Origin of the sequence: Algoriphagus aquaeductus (genome assembly GCF_003253485.1) — a bacterium.
GTDB lineage: Bacteria > Bacteroidota > Bacteroidia > Cytophagales > Cyclobacteriaceae > Algoriphagus > Algoriphagus aquaeductus.
In genome coordinates, this window is record NZ_QKTX01000020.1 from 1 (window position 1) to 18770 (window position 18770).

At 42.9% G+C, this 18770-nt stretch carries 11 protein-coding genes; 6 read left to right on the forward strand and 5 right to left on the reverse strand.

Features of this window, described 5'->3' with window-relative positions; translation table 11 throughout:
- Positions 1–181: 181 nt before the first annotated feature.
- A complete protein-coding gene (gene rluF, locus CLV31_RS19480; RefSeq protein ID WP_111394762.1) occupies positions 182–910 on the reverse strand; it encodes a 23S rRNA pseudouridine(2604) synthase RluF in 729 nt (242 codons plus the stop codon).
- Positions 911–992: 82 nt separating this feature from the next.
- On the reverse strand, positions 993–2300 hold the full coding sequence (locus CLV31_RS19485; protein ID WP_111394763.1) for a peptidoglycan DD-metalloendopeptidase family protein: 1308 nt from the start codon (positions 2298–2300) through the stop codon (positions 993–995).
- Positions 2301–2594: 294 nt separating this feature from the next.
- Between CLV31_RS19485 and aspS the strand changes: the two genes are divergently transcribed.
- A complete protein-coding gene (gene aspS / locus CLV31_RS19490) occupies positions 2595–4349 on the forward strand; it encodes an aspartate--tRNA ligase (RefSeq protein WP_111394814.1) in 1755 nt (584 codons plus the stop codon).
- Between the two features lie 151 nt (positions 4350–4500).
- On the opposite strand, the gene CLV31_RS19495 is transcribed toward aspS, so the two are convergent.
- Entirely contained in the window at positions 4501–5190 is a 690-nt protein-coding gene (locus tag CLV31_RS19495) for a lysoplasmalogenase (protein ID WP_111394764.1), read from the reverse strand.
- A gap of 345 nt (positions 5191–5535) precedes the next feature.
- Between CLV31_RS19495 and CLV31_RS19500 the strand changes: the two genes are divergently transcribed.
- From CLV31_RS19500 to CLV31_RS22135, 3 genes are all read left to right on the forward strand, one after another.
- Positions 5536–8823: a TonB-dependent receptor gene (locus CLV31_RS19500; protein WP_111394765.1), complete on the forward strand. Its 3288-nt coding sequence runs from the start codon at positions 5536–5538 to the stop codon at positions 8821–8823.
- Between the two features lie 173 nt (positions 8824–8996).
- A complete protein-coding gene (locus CLV31_RS22205; protein WP_262510287.1) occupies positions 8997–9128 on the forward strand; it encodes a hypothetical protein in 132 nt (43 codons plus the stop codon).
- Positions 9129–9954: 826 nt separating this feature from the next.
- Positions 9955–12684 carry a class I SAM-dependent DNA methyltransferase gene (locus CLV31_RS22135; protein WP_111394767.1) on the forward strand — a complete coding sequence of 910 codons (2730 nt, stop codon included), beginning with the start codon at positions 9955–9957 and terminating at the stop codon, positions 12682–12684.
- Positions 12685–12686: 2 nt separating this feature from the next.
- Here CLV31_RS22135 and CLV31_RS19515 read toward each other — a convergent pair whose 3' ends face one another.
- A complete protein-coding gene (locus CLV31_RS19515) occupies positions 12687–13343 on the reverse strand; it encodes an NYN domain-containing protein (RefSeq protein WP_181452672.1) in 657 nt (218 codons plus the stop codon).
- Between the two features lie 650 nt (positions 13344–13993).
- Here CLV31_RS19515 and CLV31_RS19520 point away from each other — a divergent pair.
- Positions 13994–15157 (forward strand): exonuclease domain-containing protein, encoded by a 1164-nt coding sequence (locus tag CLV31_RS19520; RefSeq protein ID WP_111394769.1) that lies wholly within the window; start codon positions 13994–13996, stop codon positions 15155–15157.
- A 399-nt stretch (positions 15158–15556) separates the two neighbouring features.
- A complete protein-coding gene (locus tag CLV31_RS19525) occupies positions 15557–17725 on the forward strand; it encodes a S8 family peptidase (protein WP_181452673.1) in 2169 nt (722 codons plus the stop codon).
- On the opposite strand, the gene CLV31_RS19530 is transcribed toward CLV31_RS19525, so the two are convergent.
- Positions 17722–18759: an AAA family ATPase gene (locus CLV31_RS19530; RefSeq protein ID WP_111394771.1), complete on the reverse strand. Its 1038-nt coding sequence runs from the start codon at positions 18757–18759 to the stop codon at positions 17722–17724. The genes CLV31_RS19525 and CLV31_RS19530 overlap by 4 nt on opposite strands.
- Positions 18760–18770: the final 11 nt, after the last annotated feature.

Below are 18770 nucleotides of genomic sequence, written 5' to 3' on the forward strand. Positions count from 1 at the left end.
ACCTGTACTCCGGCGATGCACCAGCTCAACAGAAGGACAGAACTCCGGGTAGGCAAAACTTCCTACGGCTACACGGGCAGACAGAAAAAAGTGGACACGATGTAAGCAAGCAGACCGGGTATCCTGCCCGAAAAAGCACATCAACCAAAAAGGCCTCTGGGATATCCTCAGAGGCCTTTTTTTAGATGGTTTTTGAGCTGTCTTTGATCATCTCGCTCAGCTCCAAAAGCTCTTTTTCACTGAGATCTCTCCATTTTCCGACCGGCAGGTCAAGGTGGATATTCATGATTCGGATTCGCTTCAGTTGCTTGACCGTATAGCCAAGATATTCGCACATTCTTCGAATCTGCCGATTCAGGCCCTGTTTCAGGATTATTCTAAACTTGAATTTGTTGATCAGTTCCACTTGGCACGGGTCTGTGACCGTACCCAAAATCGGGATGCCCGCACCCATTCTTTTGATAAAAAAGTCGTTAATCGGTCGGTCTACAGTCACGATGTATTCCTTTTCATGGTTGTTTTTGGACCTCAAAATTTTATTGACAATGTCTCCTTCACTGGTCAGCAGGATCAATCCTTCACTGTCTTTATCCAATCTGCCGATTGGAAAAATCCGCTCTTTGTGGCCAATAAAATCAATGATATTATTTTTTTCTCCTTTAGTATCTGTCGTGGAGACAATGCCTACCGGCTTGTTGAAAGCAATGTAGACATGTTGTTTTTTGGGTTTGCCGACCAATTGTCCATCCACCCGTACCTCATCCTGAGGGAAAACCTTGGTGCCCAATTCGGGAAGTTTTCCATTGATGGTGATCCGCTTTTGCTCCAAAAGTAAATCAGCAGCTCTTCGGGAACAAAACCCTACTTCACTGAGGTATTTGTTGATTCGGATGGAGTTGTCCTGTTCCATGGTGAATTTAAAAAGGTGATTTGAACCGAAAAATACTCGATCGAAATCACCTTGTTGAAAATAGGTTAGGAATTAGTAGACTTTATTCCAATCCATTGATTTCATATGTTGCTTTCTCAGCGATCAATCTGCCTTCTCCACTCGGATTGATTTGAGCCAAAAGTTGAAGCGCCTGTTCCCTTTTAGCCTGGAATGCCATCAGATTTGATTTGGAAATCGGTTCTGAAGGAGGAATCTCTTCTTTCAGCCAATCTTCCTGCTTTCCGTTTTTCCAGAATCGGAAACAGAGATGGGGGCCTGTCGCCAAACCTGTGCTGCCGACATAGCCAATGACCTGACCTTGACGAACACGTGTACCTGCTTTGATCCCGCTACCGATTTTGGACATGTGCAAGTATTGAGTGGTGTAGGTGCCGTTATGCTTGATTTTTACATAATTGCCATTAGCAGCAGTATACCGGGCTTCTACTACCGTACCGTCACCCACCGATCGGATTTCGGTGCCGGTTTTGGCAGCATAATCTGTCCCCAGATGTGGTTTATAGCGTTTTTGAACCGGATGAAATCGGTTGAGATTATATCTCGAACTGATCCGGGTGTATTCCAAAGGATCTCTCAAAAATGCTTTTTTCAATGAATTTCCATCCTGATCGAAGAAATTCAACTCACCGTTTTGCTCAAATGGAATGGCATGAATGGGCTTGCCTTTGTGCTCAAAGAAGGCCAATTGGAAATCGGTGACATCCACGACCTGTCCTTCAATCAGTTTCTCCTGATAGACCACTTTGAAAACGTCTCCTTTTTGAAGCGCCTGAAAATCAACGGACCAACCAAAGAGGTCCGCAAATTTGTTGATAACCTTCAAAGAAACATTCTTTTTGTCCATGTCTACATACAGGGAATTTTCAATCACTCCTCCTATCTCTCGGATTCGGTATTCTGCTGGCTTTTCCGCCTTGTAGATTTCCATGGAGTCCAGATCAAACACCACAAACTCCGCAGGATTGGGCTCATAGATGAAAAATTGGGCTTTTTCGGAGTCGGAGGGGGTAATTACCGTAAACTTCTTATTCGCAGCTATCCATCTCACATCAAAAACGCTCTTCGATTTTTTGGCGATTTCATCAATGATCTGATAGGGTACATTAAACGGGGAAAGAATGGTCGCCAAGGTTTGATTTTTGCTGACTGTACCTTCTACAATGTGGAGCCCGGTGACATCGATACCGTATAGAAAAACTTGCTTGGGAGGACTGACTAACAAACTGTCTTCGATGGGTTTTTCTGGCTCATTTGGAAGTTCACTCAGAAAAGGAAGATTTCCCTGGAAAACGGCTGCGGCACTCAAGGTGACTAAGAGGGCGGCTAAGCCTATCCATAATTTCTTCATTGATACTTGATTAGTAGGCGGTTAAACTGATTTCGGGATTCAATCAAGGAAAAAGATCACTTTTTTCCAAGATAAAGATGGTGCAGTGGCGCATTTCAACCAATTTCTATGCCGTTCCTTAGATGAGATACCCCCTGTTTTTCAATAGCTCTGATTTTTAAGTTTTTAAAATTTTCTCTAAAAATCACAGATTCTTCAGTGAAACTTCTCTTTGGCTATGAATCTTCCAAAGATAGATGGATTACTCTGAAGCAAATATTTATCTTTGACCTCCCAAAATCAGGAATAAATAAAATGCTAAGAACTCATACCTGTGGCGAACTTCGTCTCGATCATGTAAATCAAAAAGTGACATTAGCCGGCTGGGTGCAGCGGGTCAGAAATAAAGGTGGATTGATTTGGGTAGATTTACGTGACCGCTATGGGGTGACCCAATTGATTTTTGAAGAAGGCTCCACAGACAAATCCCTTTTGGAAAAAGCGGCACAACTGGGCCGGGAATTTGTCGTTCAGGCGGTGGGAGTTGTAATCGAACGGACTTCCAAGAATGACAAACTTCCTACAGGTGCTATTGAAATCAAGGCCGAAGAATTGACGGTATTGAATCCTGCGAAAGTTCCTCCTTTTATTATAGAAGACGAAACAGACGGAGGAGATGACCTCCGAATGAAGTACCGCTATTTAGATCTCAGAAGAAATGTCGTCCGGGAGAAGCTCCAACTTCGCCACAGGATGATGCAGGAGACCCGCAAGTACATGGACGGGCAGAATTTCATTGAAGTGGAAACCCCCGTTTTGATCAAATCAACACCGGAGGGAGCGCGCGACTTTGTGGTGCCAAGCCGGGTCAATCCGGGAGAGTTTTATGCTTTGCCTCAGTCTCCTCAGACGTTCAAGCAACTGTTGATGGTGAGTGGATTTGACCGGTACTTTCAAATAGTGAAATGTTTCCGGGATGAGGACCTTCGGGCAGACCGTCAGCCTGAGTTTACTCAGATCGACTGTGAAATGGCTTTTGTGACTCAGGAGGATATTTTAAACACCTTTGAAGGTTTGATCAAGCATCTCTTTTCTGCTGTCAAGGGCATAGAGCTTGGGTATGTAGAGCACATGACCTATGCAGATGCAATGAAAGGCTATGGCAATGATAAGCCGGACCTTCGTTTTGATATGAAGTTTGTGGAGCTTGATCATCTGGCCAAGGGAAAAGGATTCTCCATTTTTGATCAGGCCGAATTGATAGTCGGAATTTGTGCAAAAGGGGCTGCTGAATATACCAGAAAACAAATCGATGAGCTGACAGAATGGGTCAAAAGACCACAAATCGGAGCCAAAGGGCTTGTTTACGTCCGATACAATGCAGACGGCACGCTGAAATCCAGCGTGGATAAATTCTACTCTTCAGAGGATTTGACTTTCTGGGCTCAGGCCTTTGGTGCGCAGCCCGGAGATTTGATGTTGGTTTTGAGCGGAGAGGCAAAAACTGTCAGAAAACAGCTTTCCGAACTTCGATTGAAGATGGGTGAGGATTTGGGCTTGAGAGACCGAAATGTCTTCAAGCCGCTTTGGGTCGTTGATTTCCCGCTTTTGGAGTGGGATGAAGAGACGCAACGATTCCATGCCATGCATCATCCGTTTACTTCTCCGAAGCGTGAAGACATTCCACTTTTGGAGACAGACCCAGGTGCTGTTCGGGCCAATGCCTACGACTTAGTCATCAACGGAGTCGAAATAGGAGGCGGATCGATCCGTATTCATGACCGTGCTACTCAGCAGCTGATGTTTACTCATCTGGGCTTTTCCGACGAGGAGGCACAAAAGCAGTTTGGCTTCCTCATGGAGGCTTTTGAATACGGTGCTCCACCGCATGGAGGGATTGCCTTCGGATTTGACCGACTTTGTGCGATCTTTGGAGGCTCTGACTCGATCCGGGATTATATCGCTTTCCCAAAGAACAATTCAGGAAGAGACGTCATGATCGATTCTCCAAGCACGATTGCCGACGCCCAGTTGGAGGAACTCTCGATTCGAGTGGCATTGAAAAAATAAGCTAAAAAGGGCCTCGGCCCTTTTTGCTTTTATAGGCTCCAAGTCAGAAAATGCCGGACAGGAGGAAATCTTACCATTAGATTTGGATTTCTGCCTTCCCAACTTCCCAACCCTTTTACTTCCCAACCTCCTAACTTCCTAACCTCCTAAATTACTTTGGCGCTACCAAATAAGATCTAATTCCCATCACGATGAGCAATTGGGCTGTGGCATAAGTCCCCATGATCAGAATCCCCGATTCGGGAAAATCCCTGAAAAATCTGCTGATGGCAATAATACCGTCGGATACAAAAAATAAGACAGCTCCGATAAATACCTGCCAAAAAGAAGCTGGACTACATTTTTTAAAACGATCCCTTGCGGTAGCCACCATGCTTACAATCACCAGGATGTAAGCAATGACCGGGATTTTCAGGTTTCCCAAATTGGGATTGACTAAATAGAACACCAGGGCGGCGGCAATGTAAATCGGTAGATTATAAAAGAAGGATTTGATAAAGTTTACTTCTTCCCTTCGGAGGATCGTGTTTTGGGCTAGTTTAAATCCGATGATGTAGCAAATTTGGGCCATCAAAAATGATCCCAAACCATAGACAAAAAGACTCGGCCACATCAACAAGATGTCTCCAATCCATGAAAAAATGAGCGCTGCCAAAATGGATTTGGAAAGGAGTGTAGTGGAAATCGGTTTGGAGATCTGATAGAAATACAAAATCAACCCCAAAAGAATCAGGGGTTTGGAGTAGAATCTCAAAGAGGAATTACCCTCAATCAAGAAGGTCAAATCTGCGATGGTCGCCGCCAAAAAGACGTAAAGCCAAATTATGTTTTTGTCTCTCAATGGAATATTATTCTGTGTTGGCTACAAGTATTGAAATAAATCTCTGACAAGTTATTACTATTCAATTTTTAATACCGAATCCAAAAAATCTCTTTTTTCGAACTCAGGGGTATATTTTCCGATTTTTCTTTCGAAAGGAATCCCAAATTCAAAATTTCCCATTAAAAAAAAGACAGGTATTTCTTGAAAAGCAGAAAAATTGTTTGGCAGGAGGTGTTAAGCTTTCGTTAAAAAATGTGAAATTTGGCAGGCAAAACTTAACGTTAACTACTCAGATCTACAGAGAGTCAACTTTACCTTTGCAGGGAGTTACAATCAAAACCAACTTTACCAAAATTAAAATTTATGAGGCAAAATTTACTGAAGAATTTGCTGGCAGTGGTCATGCTCGTGATGAGCACAGGGCTGGCATTATCACAGGGGGTTACCACTTCCGGTATTTCCGGTACGGTGACCGAAGCCAATGGTCAGCCGCTTCCGGGAGCGAACGTGGTTGCAACGCACCTTCCTTCCGGTACCCGTTACGGTGCAGTATCCAATTTGGAAGGTAAGTATTCCATTCCTGGGATGCGTGTCGGTGGTCCTTACAGACTTTCTGTTTCCTTTATCGGATTTGCTACTCAGGATGTAGAAGGCATTGTCCTCTCCTTGGGTGTATTTTCCAATGTGAACGTGACCTTGGTCGAAGATGGTCAGCAGCTCTCTGAAGTTTTGGTTACAGCTAGTCCAAACAGCTTGTTTTCAAACGAAAGAACCGGGGCGAATACATCGATCGACAACAGAACCATCAGTAAGCTTCCCACTATCTCCAGAAGAATCAGTGATTTTACAAGATTGGCCCCTCAAGCCAATGGGAACTCTTTTGCTGGACAAGATGGCCGTTTGAACAATATCACTGTTGACGGTTCTTACTTCAATAACTCTTTCGGTCTTGGCGGACAGCCAGGTGACAGAACAGGTGTTTCTCCGATATCTTTGGACGCAATCGAGCAAATTTCTGTAAACGTTGCCCCATACGATGTAAGACAAGGTAACTTTACCGGTGCCGGTGTAAACACGGTAACCCGTTCAGGTACCAACGAATTCGAAGGTTCTGCTTACTATTTCTGGAGAAACAACAACAACGTAGGTACTCAAGCAGGTGAAAACACCTTCAACCCAGGTGATTTTACCTATCGTCAGATTGGTTTCCGTGTAGGTGGTCCGATCATCAAAGACAAATTGTTCTTCTTCGCATCTTTCGAAGATGATCAGGAATTGAGACCGGGTACTACTTGGAGAGCCAACAACGGCAACGAACCCATTGAAGGTAACGTCACCCGAGTTTTGGCTTCAGACCTGGATGGTTTGAGCACGTTCCTGAGAAACAACTTTAACTATGAGACAGGTCCTTACCAAGGATATGACAATGAAACCTTGGCAACCAAGTTCCTGGTAAAGTTGGATTACAACATCAACGACAAAAACAAACTTAGCGTCAGATATAACCACTTGGATTCCTCTACTGACGTATTGCTTTCTAACTCTTCTTCTCTTGGTTTTGGTAACCGTAACCTGAGACCGGAAGGCTTGAACTTCCAAAACTCCAACTACAGCATTTTGGAAAATATCCGCTCGATCGTAGCGGAATTGAACACTCGAGTGAGAACCAACATGAGCAATAGCTTGATCGTGGGTTACACCTTCCAGGATGAAAGCCGTGGCAGCCGTGGAACTTTCTTCCCAATGGTGGATATCCTGAACAATGGTTCTGTTTACACTACATTTGGTTTCGAGCCATTCACTCCAAACAACGAGTTGAGATACAAGACTTTCCAAATTCAGGATAACCTCCAGATTTTTGCCGGTAAGCACACCATCACCACCGGTTTCAGCTACGAGTACTATGAGTCTGAAAACGTATTCTTCCCAGGTTCTCAGTCTGCCTACGTGTACAACTCCTTGGAAGACTTCTACAGAGATGCCAACAACTTCCTCGCAAACGGTAACGCAACCCCATCCGGCGTAGACTTAAGAAGATTCCAGGTAAGATGGAATAACATTCCAGGCTCCGAAAAGCCAATTCAGCCATTGGAAGTTAATTATTTCGGGGTGTATGGACAGGATGAATTCCAGGCCAGAAACAACCTTAAATTAACAGTAGGTTTGAGAATTGACGTTCCATTCTTCGGTTCCACCGCGCTTAGAAATGAGGAAGTTGAAAAATTCTTCTTCAAAGATCCGGTTGGAAAATACTACAACACCAGAACAGATCAACTTCCTGAAGCCAACATCCTTTGGTCTCCAAGATTCGGATTCAACTGGGATGTGTTTGACAACCAAAAAACTCAGGTAAGAGGTGGCACAGGGATCTTCACCGGACGTCCGGCATACGTTTGGATCTCTAACCAGGTAGGTAACAACGGGATTTTGACAGGTTTCGAGCAGTTGGATTCCAGGGCTAATCAACCGCTTACCTCTAGACCATTCAATCCAGATCCCAATGCTTATAAGCCTGCTGAAGTATCGGGTACTCCAGCCGCTTCTTACGAGCTCGCTTTGACCGATCCTAACTTCAAATTCCCACAGGTATGGAGAACAAACTTTGCGGTGGATCAAAAACTTCCGGCAGGTTTGGTTGCTACAGCTGAATTTATCTACAACTCTGACGTAAACGGGGTAGCTTATTACAATGCAAACCTTCCTGTATATCAGTCTTCTTTCTCCGGTCCGGACAACAGACCAAGATGGACAAACAACCGAATTAACTCCAAAATCCCCAACGCAGTGACCTTAACCAATCAAGCAATCGGTAACTCTTGGGTAGCTTCCATATCATTGGAAAGACCATTTGCCAATGGCTTGTTTGTGAAAACGGCATACAGCTATGGTGAATCCAGAAATACGGTTGATCCTGGATCAATTGCTGCAGGTACTTGGTTTAATAATCCGGTCAACAGAGATCCTAACAATCCTACGCTTGGCTTCTCTTCCAACTTTATGGGCCACAGAATATTTGCTACCGCCAGCTATACCAAAGATATCTTCAAGTTTGGTAATACTTCAGTTTCCCTATTCTGGGAAGGCCGTACCATCGGGAATGCCAGCTATGTTTTCGGTGGTGACTTAAACGGTGATGGAGGTACTTCAAATGACTTGATTTATATTCCAAGAAGCGTAGATGAAATGAACTTCCAGCAGTACACTGCCAGCGGAAGAACATTTACTGCCGCAGAGCAGGCTGCTGCTTGGGAAGCTTATATTCAGCAAGATAAATACCTCAGCGCTAACAGAGGAAAATACGCGGAAAGAGGAGCGGTCATCATGCCAATGGTATACCGAGCTGATTTCTCTTTTGCACAGCAATTATTCACCAACATCAAGGGCAAGCGTAACTCCCTGGAATTCAGAGTGGATATCCTCAACGTGGGCAACTTGTTGAACCAGGATTGGGGTATCGGTCAGACTTTCAACTCTACCCAGCCTTTGGTAGTACCTTCAACTGCTCAAGGTGGCCCCATTGGTGCTAACGGAAGACCTCAGTACAGATTGAGAAACTTCGGCACTGAGTTGATCTCTGAAACCTTCAGACCAACCGCTGGTGTAGCTGACGTGTGGAGAATGCAGTTTGGCTTGAGATATATCTTCAATTAATTCTTAGGACCATCAATCCTTTGTAAGAGCCCCGGATTTTTCGGGGCTCTTTTTTTGGAGGGTGACATATTTTCTTGAGAGACTATTTGAACCTCATAAATACTGAGTAGAGCTAACGATGTATTTAATTTTAAGTTCTGTTCTAATTCCAGTAGAGTGCGATTTATAGGCTTATGCCCAATAAGGCCCTCACCATCCACCACATCCCGAACGAGCAAGTGATAGCGCTTCACGATCCCTGTGCCCTCTGTCAGCATAGTGCTAAGGATATCGGGAAGATTATCCGGGCAGAGCACTCCCAGTAGGACTTTGTGGATGATAGCCCCGGTCGTGTCTGTGTCGAGGCTGTAGGAATTTAGCAGCTGATCAGCCTCCAGGAGTCGGAGTTCATCACGGCTTCCACCTCTTTCTCAAATTCTACCTGCGATAGCCCATCACAGTCTAAAGCAGGATCTCCGGGATCAGCCAAGGTAGCGATCAGCGGATCAAAGATCGGGTGAATCGTGGGAAGGGGATTTACTAACTGGGTAGCTATCTTTCAGCGAATTGTGCTGTAAGATGTGAGGGGTGAATGGTAGTGGGGAGGACAGGAGATAATTCCTTGAAAACACTAATCTGTACTAGGTTATAATTTTCAAACCAAAAAATTAGGAATTAGAAAAAAGACCTACTAAGTTTGTAGCGAAAAGATTTGAAAGGGGGATGTTTAGTCTAAAAATTTAATCGATTTAAAAATAATTGAACTGAAAATCAGGTAGATATAAAAAAAGACAACTTTTTTTCGACCAAACCTCATCTTTTCGTTTTTGTGATTCTATTTATTAACAGAAAGGAGGTGTAAAAAAGATATGAGTTCGATTCTATTTTTAATAGTGTTTTTTCAATTTCTAACTGAATTGATTAAGCTGATCAGAGAAATCATGAGGCCAGATGATTTCCTATAACATTTTTTTTGTCTGATTTTTAATTTAACGTTAACAGTCTAAAAAGATGAAAAAAACAATTAAGATGTCCAATTAATCCCTCCGACTCACCTTGGAGGGATTTTTCTTTTGATAAGACTCATTTTTCAGATATCATTATTCCATCAATTGGACTCCCAATTTTTCAATAACCTCATTTTTAAACCCTATGGCCCTTAGCTGGAACGAAATCAAAGATCGCGCACTGCGATTTACCAAGGAGTGGGAAGGCGAATCCCGCGAACGCGCAGAAAAAGATACCTTCTGGAATGACTTCTTCAATGTCTTCGGGATCTCCCGTCGCCGATTGGCCACTTTTGAGGAGCCGGTCAAGAAGCTGAACAATGCCCAGGGATTTATCGACCTGTTCTGGAAGGGTACGCTCCTCGTCGAGCATAAGTCCAAGGGGCGTAGTCTGGACGCTGCTTTCGAGCAGGCTTCAGACTACTTCCACGGGATCAAGGAGCACGAGCTGCCCAAATATGTCCTGGTCTCGGACTTCGAAAATTTCCGCCTCTATGACCTGGACGAAAAGACCGAGCATAGCTTCCACCTCTCCGACTTTCATAAGAATATCAAGCTGTTCGGCTTCATTGCAGGCTATCAGAAGCGCAGCTTCAAGGATGAGGATGAAGTCAATATCGCAGCGGCCGAGCTGATGGGCAAGCTCCATGATCAGCTGGAGGAGAGCGGCTATCAGGGCCATGATCTGGAAGTCTATCTGGTCCGCTTGCTGTTCTGCCTCTTTGCGGACGATACCGGGATCTTTGAGAAAGATATATTTAAGGAATTCATCGAGGTAAAAACCTCAGAAGACGGTTCTAACCTTGGAGCCCTACTGGCACAGCTTTTCCAAACGCTTAACAGGCCAAAGGAAGCACGGAGCACCATGCTTGATGAGCATTTGAATGCTTTTCCATATGTAAACGGAAAACTCTTCGAGGAGCCGTTGATGATTCCTTCTTTCAACTCCCGGATGCGGGAGATTCTGCTGCTTTGCAGTGCGCTTAACTGGGGTAAAATTTCTCCGGCCATCTTCGGCTCCATGTTCCAGTCGGTCATGGATCCCAAGGAGCGGCGCAACTTGGGCGCGCACTACACCTCGGAAAAGAATATCCTGAAGTTGATCAAGCCGCTGTTTCTCGATGAGCTATGGGAGGAGTTTCACAAGATCAAGGGCAATAAGCGCCAGCTGCTGGAGTTCCAGATGCGTCTCGGTAAGCTGAAGTTTCTCGATCCTGCCTGTGGCTGTGGCAACTTCCTGATCATTACCTACCGGGAGATTCGACTGCTCGAGCTGGAGGTGATGAAGGAGATCTACAAAGGTCAGCAAGCCATCGGTATCCAGGAGATCCTATGCGTGGATGTGGATCAATTCTATGGGATCGAGTACGACGAGTTTCCGGCCAAGATCGCTGAGGTTGCACTCTGGCTGATGGATCATCAGATGAACCTCCGGGTTTCGGAAGAGTTCGGTCTCTACTACGCCCGCCTGCCGCTGAAGAAATCCGCCAAGATCGTCCATGGCAACGCCCTCCGGATCAACTGGGAAGATGTCGTTCCAAAGGAGGAGCTAAGCTTTATCCTGGGTAATCCGCCATTTTATGGAAAGCAATATCAATCCAAAGTGCAGAAGGAGGATATGGCTAAGGTTTTCAAAGGGGTTGATGGTGCAGGCGTTTTGGATTATGTGTCCGCTTGGTATTTAAAGGCCTCTGCTCTAATTGTATCTAGTAAAATCAGAGTAGCCTTTGTTTCTACAAACTCAATTTCGCAAGGCGAACAAACAGGAGTTTTATGGGGTTATTTAGTTAAGAATTTTGGAGTTAAAATCAATTTTGCTCATCAAACTTTTAATTGGAAGAACGAAGCCAAAGGTAACGCCGCAGTTCATGTGGTCATCATTGGATTTTCCGTTTTGGAGCAAAATCAAAAGAAGCTTTTTATTTATGATAACATAAATGGTGATCCTATTGAAGTTAGAGTTAAGAGGATTAATCCCTATTTGGTGGAAGGAAGGGATGTTTTTATCCTGAAAAGGAATAATCTTATTTCTCCACAAGCCCCAAAAATGATAAAGGGTAGTATGCCCAATGATGGTGGCTATTTTTTATTCAATGAAGAGGAAAAGAATGATTTTTTGAAAACAGAGCCGAACGCCAATGAATGGATAAGAAAATTTATCGGTGGTCGCGAATTCATAAATGGCATTTCGAGATATTGTTTATGGTTAAAGGGTATAAATCCCAACCAGCTCAGGGCAATGCCAGAGGTTTTGAAAAGAGTCGAATTAGTCAAGGATTTGCGACTTAAAAGTGACAGAGAAGCAACTAGAAAATCAGCTAAAACGCCAACGTTATTTGGGGAAGACAGGCAACCTGATTTTGATTATTTAGCACTTCCTGAGGTTTCTTCGGAGAGAAGAGAGTATATCCCAACCGAATACTACACTAGAGAAGTAATCGCTAGCAATAAAGTTTATATGGTTCCAAACTGTGGGCTTTACGGATTTGGAGTCTTGACTTCAAAAATGTTTATGGTTTGGATTATCTACGTGTCAGGCAGATTAAAGTCAGACTTTTCTATTTCAACGGGAATTGTATATCACAACTTCCCTTGGCCCAAAAATCCTTCCGACAAGAACAAAGCCCTGGTTGAGGAGAAAGCCCAAAAGGTCATTGATACTCGCGCTAAGTATCCGGACAGCAGCTTGGCAGATCTCTATGATCCGCTGCTGATGCCTGCGGATCTGGTCAGGGCCCATCAGGAACTTGATCGGGCCGTCGATCAGTGCTACCGCCCGCAGCCATTTACTACAGAAATGGCCAGAATTGAGTATCTTTTTGAATTGTATGAGGAGTATTTGACTCCGCTTTTAGGCAAAGGAAGAAAGAAATGAGTTTATTGCGGGAACCACTCAATAGGTTTTCTATAAACCTTTCCGGACCCCTCGATCGTAACTTGATCTGGAAGAATAGCCTTGTTCCATTTTGGTTTGTACGAAGCTAGATCAAGAGCGGGAAAACTCCTATTTGCCAAGCTACTAGTGAATTTTGTGGGTGGAAAAAGAATCATTAATTCAATGTTTTTGTAAAACTGTTCAACCAGTTTTATAGGAGGAAGAAAATCTGAGTCTCCTGAAACTAAAACGATTTTATCACTGACCCCATTATGACAATCCTCAACGATTTTAATGGCTAGGTTTACGTCAGTTTGTTTTTCCTCCCAATGCATAAAAACTCTTCCACAACCGCCATCGGCTCGACAAATCATTTCCTTATCTTGGTATTTACCGTAATGAAGTTTTAGTTTTTCTCCGTTTAATGCTTTGTTGCAGTTCATAAGGATGTTTTGCCTTATCTGTTTGCCTTTGTTTTTTGGTCGGGCAGTGAAATAGTTAACGCAAACCAGCTCTTCGTCTTCATTTAAAAATTCCTCGAAAAGCTTAACCAGATTAATCCAGTAAAATTTTCTCCAATCAGGTTTACTCTTGGTCATTGCTTTTAGACCGTAGTAAAAATTGAAGCCATCGACGTAAAATGAGACCCTTTTCTTCATACCAGTGGATATAAAAAAAGCCTCATTTAGAGGCTTTTGGCCAATAGGATAAAACCTATTGGGGTGCGTTGTCAATACATTGAATGACATTGCAATACTAATCCAAATACATGATTTGTCAAAGTATTGTTCCGGGTTATCCACATTTATTTTAAAATAATGTGAATAAGTGGCTTAAAATCAATTTGGACGGCTCCTTATTTTTTGAAAAAATAGCCTTACATTCCTTCACCTGAGGTAAATAGCTGTTAATATACTCTCTCCCTCCTTCTTATCCAGGTCAATCGCATAGATATGATACGACTGACTGGTAGCTATTTTGTAGTGCCGCTCGATCATGATATAGTGATTGGCGCTGAAGTTCTTTAGCCATTTTTCATCCTTTCCATCCCAGAAGATTTCTGGATTTAGGGAATTGATTTCGCAAAATCATCTTTTTTAGTTCCAGATATCCCCTTTTTTTAATGAAAAATACCCAGTAGTGGGTATTTTTTCATCCATGAAACTCCTTTTCTTTAAACAAGAATTTTAATGGAGAAAATAGTTGAGTCTGACTTTTTCAAAGCAATCGCTATAGTCAAAGCGGAATTGACCCCTCCCAAAATTTGTCCAATCTAATTTGAAAAGGTAGAAACTATAAATCCGTGTCTATGAGCTGGTTTAAGAGCAATTTTAGATCCAATGACAAGATCTCAATTACTGTGGAAGAAGTAAATCCGCAAACCGAAAATGAATTTCGATTTTTCAACTTTGTAGAACGTGAGCAGGTCTTTTTTCTGGAGAAATGGTTTGAGCAGTCCAAAAGGTTAGGCCATCAGTTTAAGCCACAGTATTCAGATGCAATAGTGCAGAAAATCAGAACTGGAACCTTCAGCAACCCACACAGTTTTCCTGAATATTTCAACTCTGAATTTGACTTTATAGCCATTGATTTCGAAACGGCCAATAATAATAGAGTGAGCGCTTGCGCTTTGGGTTTGGCATTTGTTAAAAACGACACCTTTGTGCATGAAGAGAAACACTTTATTCTCCCTCCACCTGGTGAAAAAATTCTAAGTTCTCATGAGCGATTACATGGAATTCAAGAAGAGGACCTAGAATTTGCACTTGATTTTAAAGAACTATGGGATCTAGAGTTTTCTAAATACTTTAATAATAATCTCATCGTCTTTCACAATTCGAGTATGGACTTGAGTGTCTTGAAAAGACTATTCTCCCACTACAAGATAGAGAATTACAGCATCGATTACATAGACACCATGAGGCTTGCCGAAATATCGGGTAAGCCAAAGAAACTAACTGAGCTTGCAAACCTGTTTGAAGTTCCCATCATTAAGCATCACGATCCTAAAGAAGATGCAAAGGCATGCGCTACTATTTTTACGGAACTGAAAGAGCTTGTACCTAATTATCGAGACCTTATACAGATTCTAAATCCTAATCTTATAGCAGAAAAGCAGTTCTCAAGAGCAGGAAGATTGAAGATTCAAAATGATAATTTGGATATTATCTCGGAATATTCCATTTCAAAAAAAGAGCTTGAGGATCTCCAAATCGAAGGTTCAGCATTCCTTTTCACAGGGGAGCTTACGGAGGACAGAGAGGACTGTAAGGATTTTATTATGGGGTACGGTGGTCTAATTAAATCAACCATAACGAGTAAAGTAGATTATGTGGTTGTTGGAGCTGAATACGGCTGGTCGAAAATCCAAAAAATTCACCTCCTGAATTCCGAAAGAAACCTCCGAATTAGGCTTCTTTCGAATGCTGACTTTCTACGATTGAAAGAAAGATACGAGAAGTTAAATTTCTAGGATGAAATCAAGATCAAGCAAATGGGAGATAGCCCTCTCAATTAGTGCCTATTGATCTTACAAATCAATTAATCGTCTTTTCATTTTAATTTTTAACCTTTCCGGATGCCAGACTTTCCACACCTATTGTACTCCAAAAGCCCAGATAAAATCAGAGGTTTTAAAAGAAGGAGGGGACGAGATAGAGAAAAAGAAAATCAAAAGCAGGAGCCTTTACCACCTCTATCTCAAGAAAAAAAGCGGTTTCTGGCAGCTAGACTAGATGTATATGTTTCAGCGGCGGCTAATAGGATCAAAAATAAAACGCTCGAGGTCCCTTCGAATATTGATCTAATTCAGATCAATTTTATTGTCACTTTTGATCTTAAGCTAGAAAACTACTTTCTGGGAAAATACAATTTGTCAGTTATTGAAAAATCCAACTTCAACCGAAATGTCCTCTTCCGTATAGGCAAAGGGAATGAGTTTAAAGCTTTCATTAAGGATGTTACTGCCGTAAGTAGCCTCAGAGAAGGCGAAGATCATCGAAATCAACCTTATTCCCGATTGGCTTTGATCAGTGATTTCTACCTTCTGGATTCCAATGGAAGGAAAGGCGTTTTATCAGGTCAGGAAAGTTTTATCTTGACTATCTGCGATATATTGGAAAACCCTGAAGCTAGGCTGCAGCTTAATTTTATGACCGATTATTTAAATTCAAAGGGAGTTGAAATAATTGGCAATCAGGAGGCACAAAATCTTCTTTTTCTTAAAAAAGGCTTCTCCGGACTAGATCAAATTCTTGCTGATAACTTCGATATCGTCAGACTAATCACCTCAGCGAGAGTACCCCTTGTCAAACCTGGAACGGTCGCCACGCCTATTCGCGCTTATGGATTCGAGGCAGTCATCGAAGAAGAACTGCCTATTGTTTGTGTGGTCGATACGGGTATTCAGTCATCTGTTGATCCCCTCAAGAAGTTATTAACCGGTATTTCCAGTGACCATACAGGCACTGCTCCCTTTTGGGATGATTCAGGGCATGGTACGGCAGTGGCAGGTCTAATTGCATTTGGAACAGATTTTTTTAATACCTGGTTGAGGGAAATTCCCGCTAAGGCAAGATTGGCGGTGATAAAGGCTATCCATCAAGAAAACGATGACTTGAACATTGTAGCCTTAATTAATGACATTCAGGAACTGCACCTTAGATACGGGATCAGGATTTTCAATATCTCCTTAAATCTTCCCGGTTCAAAACCTTACAACGGACCTGTAGGTAAGTTTGCTTACGAATTGGACAAGCTTGCTTATGAATTGGACATCCTTATTGTCAATTCTGTAGGCAACTATAGTTTGGATGACATGGATTATTGGGTGTTTGATGGCTCTTTGGATCCTGTTGCTCATTATCCCTCATTTTATTACCAAACGAATCCGGAAATTCCTGGTCATTCCTGTGAATTTACCAATCTACAAGAGCCTGCGGAATCCATGAACAACATTTCTGTTGGAGCCTTGGCAGGAAATTTCGAAAATGGAGTCACAGATGGGATTACCCCTGCCAGAGAATATCCAGCATATTATTCCCGGAAGTTTCATTGGGATATGTCAATCACGATAAATGGTTCAAAGCTTAAGAAAAGCCAAAAGAATAAGCACTTGGTAAAGCCAGACTTGGTGTTTGAGGGTGGGGATTATTTGAGTCAGGAAGCTGCCATGGAAGTGCTCACCAGTCCCCAAGATAATTCGCCCTACTATGGAAGACTGGCCGGGACCAGTCTGTCCACTCCTTTGGTCGCCTCCCTGATAGCCCAATTGGTAAAGGAATATCCAACACTAAAGATGACTTCCATTAAAGCGTTGCTAATTAACTCGGCTGCGTCTCCAAGTGGGACCAATCCACCTCATTTTAATTCAGCAGATGGCAAAAAATTGTATCGTAAACTTACTGGGTTTGGACGGCCAAATCCTGATCGGCTATTGGAAGGCAATCCTGATTCGATCACTTTTGTGATTGAGGACTCTATTACGTTTGATGATTTCTATTCCTTTGAGCTGAATTTTCCGGATTGGGTGTTGTCAACCCAAAATAAGATCGAACTCAGGGCTACATTGGTCTACAAATTCCTTCCAGTCCCCAACAATCATTTAGCTTATCTTCCCCTGCACATCTCTTTTGGAATATTCAAGCCAGTGGATGTTTCTATCTTGTCTAAACAGGATTTGGAGAATTTCCGATTACGATCAGGAGTCTCTTGGGCAGAGGATCACTTTGGGGTAGAGGATAGGATATTTTCCAATGTTCAGATGCTTTCTTTCCCTATTTCCAGTCAACACTTTGATCCTGATAATCCTTCAGTTTCCATAGCCATGCGTTGTCATGGCAAATCAACTATTCCAGATTGGGCTTCCAGGCATTTGCAAAATGAAGAGCATCCATTCTCATTGGTGATTAGCCTTAGGGAAATCCCAAAAACAAAGGGCTCCAACCTTTCAGGATCGCTTTATAAGGATGTCATGCTGTTGAACGGCCTTCAGGCAATTGCTGATTTGGAGGCAGGATCGTCTTTGGAGGCAGAAAATTAGACTTTACCGGAGTTACTGATTGCGGTTTTTTCTTCCTCAATCAATTTTTCCCAGATTGCCTTATCAATCTCAACTTTAGCAGGTACCAAATCAGTCTCCAACTTATACAGACTCCGCTTCATAGCCGAGATAAGGGTCTTTTGGATGCTATAGAAGGACAGCCCTTTTGCCTTCTGGATCAATCTTTTAATTCCTGATTTGCTGCCCAAGGTAAATACCCCACGCTTGAGTGTCAATTGGATTAACTCCTCGATTTCATGTTCGGCGGGAAGCTCAAATCCAATCTGGGTATCAAACCTTCTTATTAAGGCATCATCCAGCATGCCAACCTGATTGGTGGCAGCGATCACGATGGTGGACTGAGGCAGGTAGTCAAACAATTGAAGGATGGTGTTCACCACACGCTTCATTTCACCATGGTCTTGGCTGTAGTCCCTCACCTTGCCCAAGGAGTCAAACTCATCCAAAAACAGAATGTAATCCCCTGAGGCAGCCATTTTAAATATTTTCGCGAGATTTTTACTGGTTTCCCCAAGCTTGGAGGAGACGATTGCTCCAAGATTTACCACCAGTAGGATTTTTTCTAGTTCCCCGGCAATGACATAGGACGCCAAAGTCTTCCCGCAACCCGATGGACCATAAAATAGGATTTTATGAGCTATGGGTAGATCCAGTGCTTGAAGTAGGTTTTTTTTGCGATGCTCCAGAATAAAATGATCAAGCGATTCTTTGATTTGAGGAGTGCAGATTAGGTCAGATAGTCGGTAGTCCGAAGTGACTTGGTCAAGAATCAACTCATCTACCCCTTTGCTGTTTGGAGTTTCAAATCGGATTCCAGAACTGGTCTTTAGGGATCCTCCCGAGGAGTGATGGCGGATGGCTTCTTTCAGAATAGACTGTAGCTGTATGGCCAGATTGGTTTTTTTGCTTTTCCGTGCATGCTCGATCATCTCCTGAAGGGAGTCCTTCAGCTTTTCCTGGTCATTTTCAAGACCAAACCGGGCAATATCTTTGATGTAATCGAACTGTGTCACTTGCGGGAGCG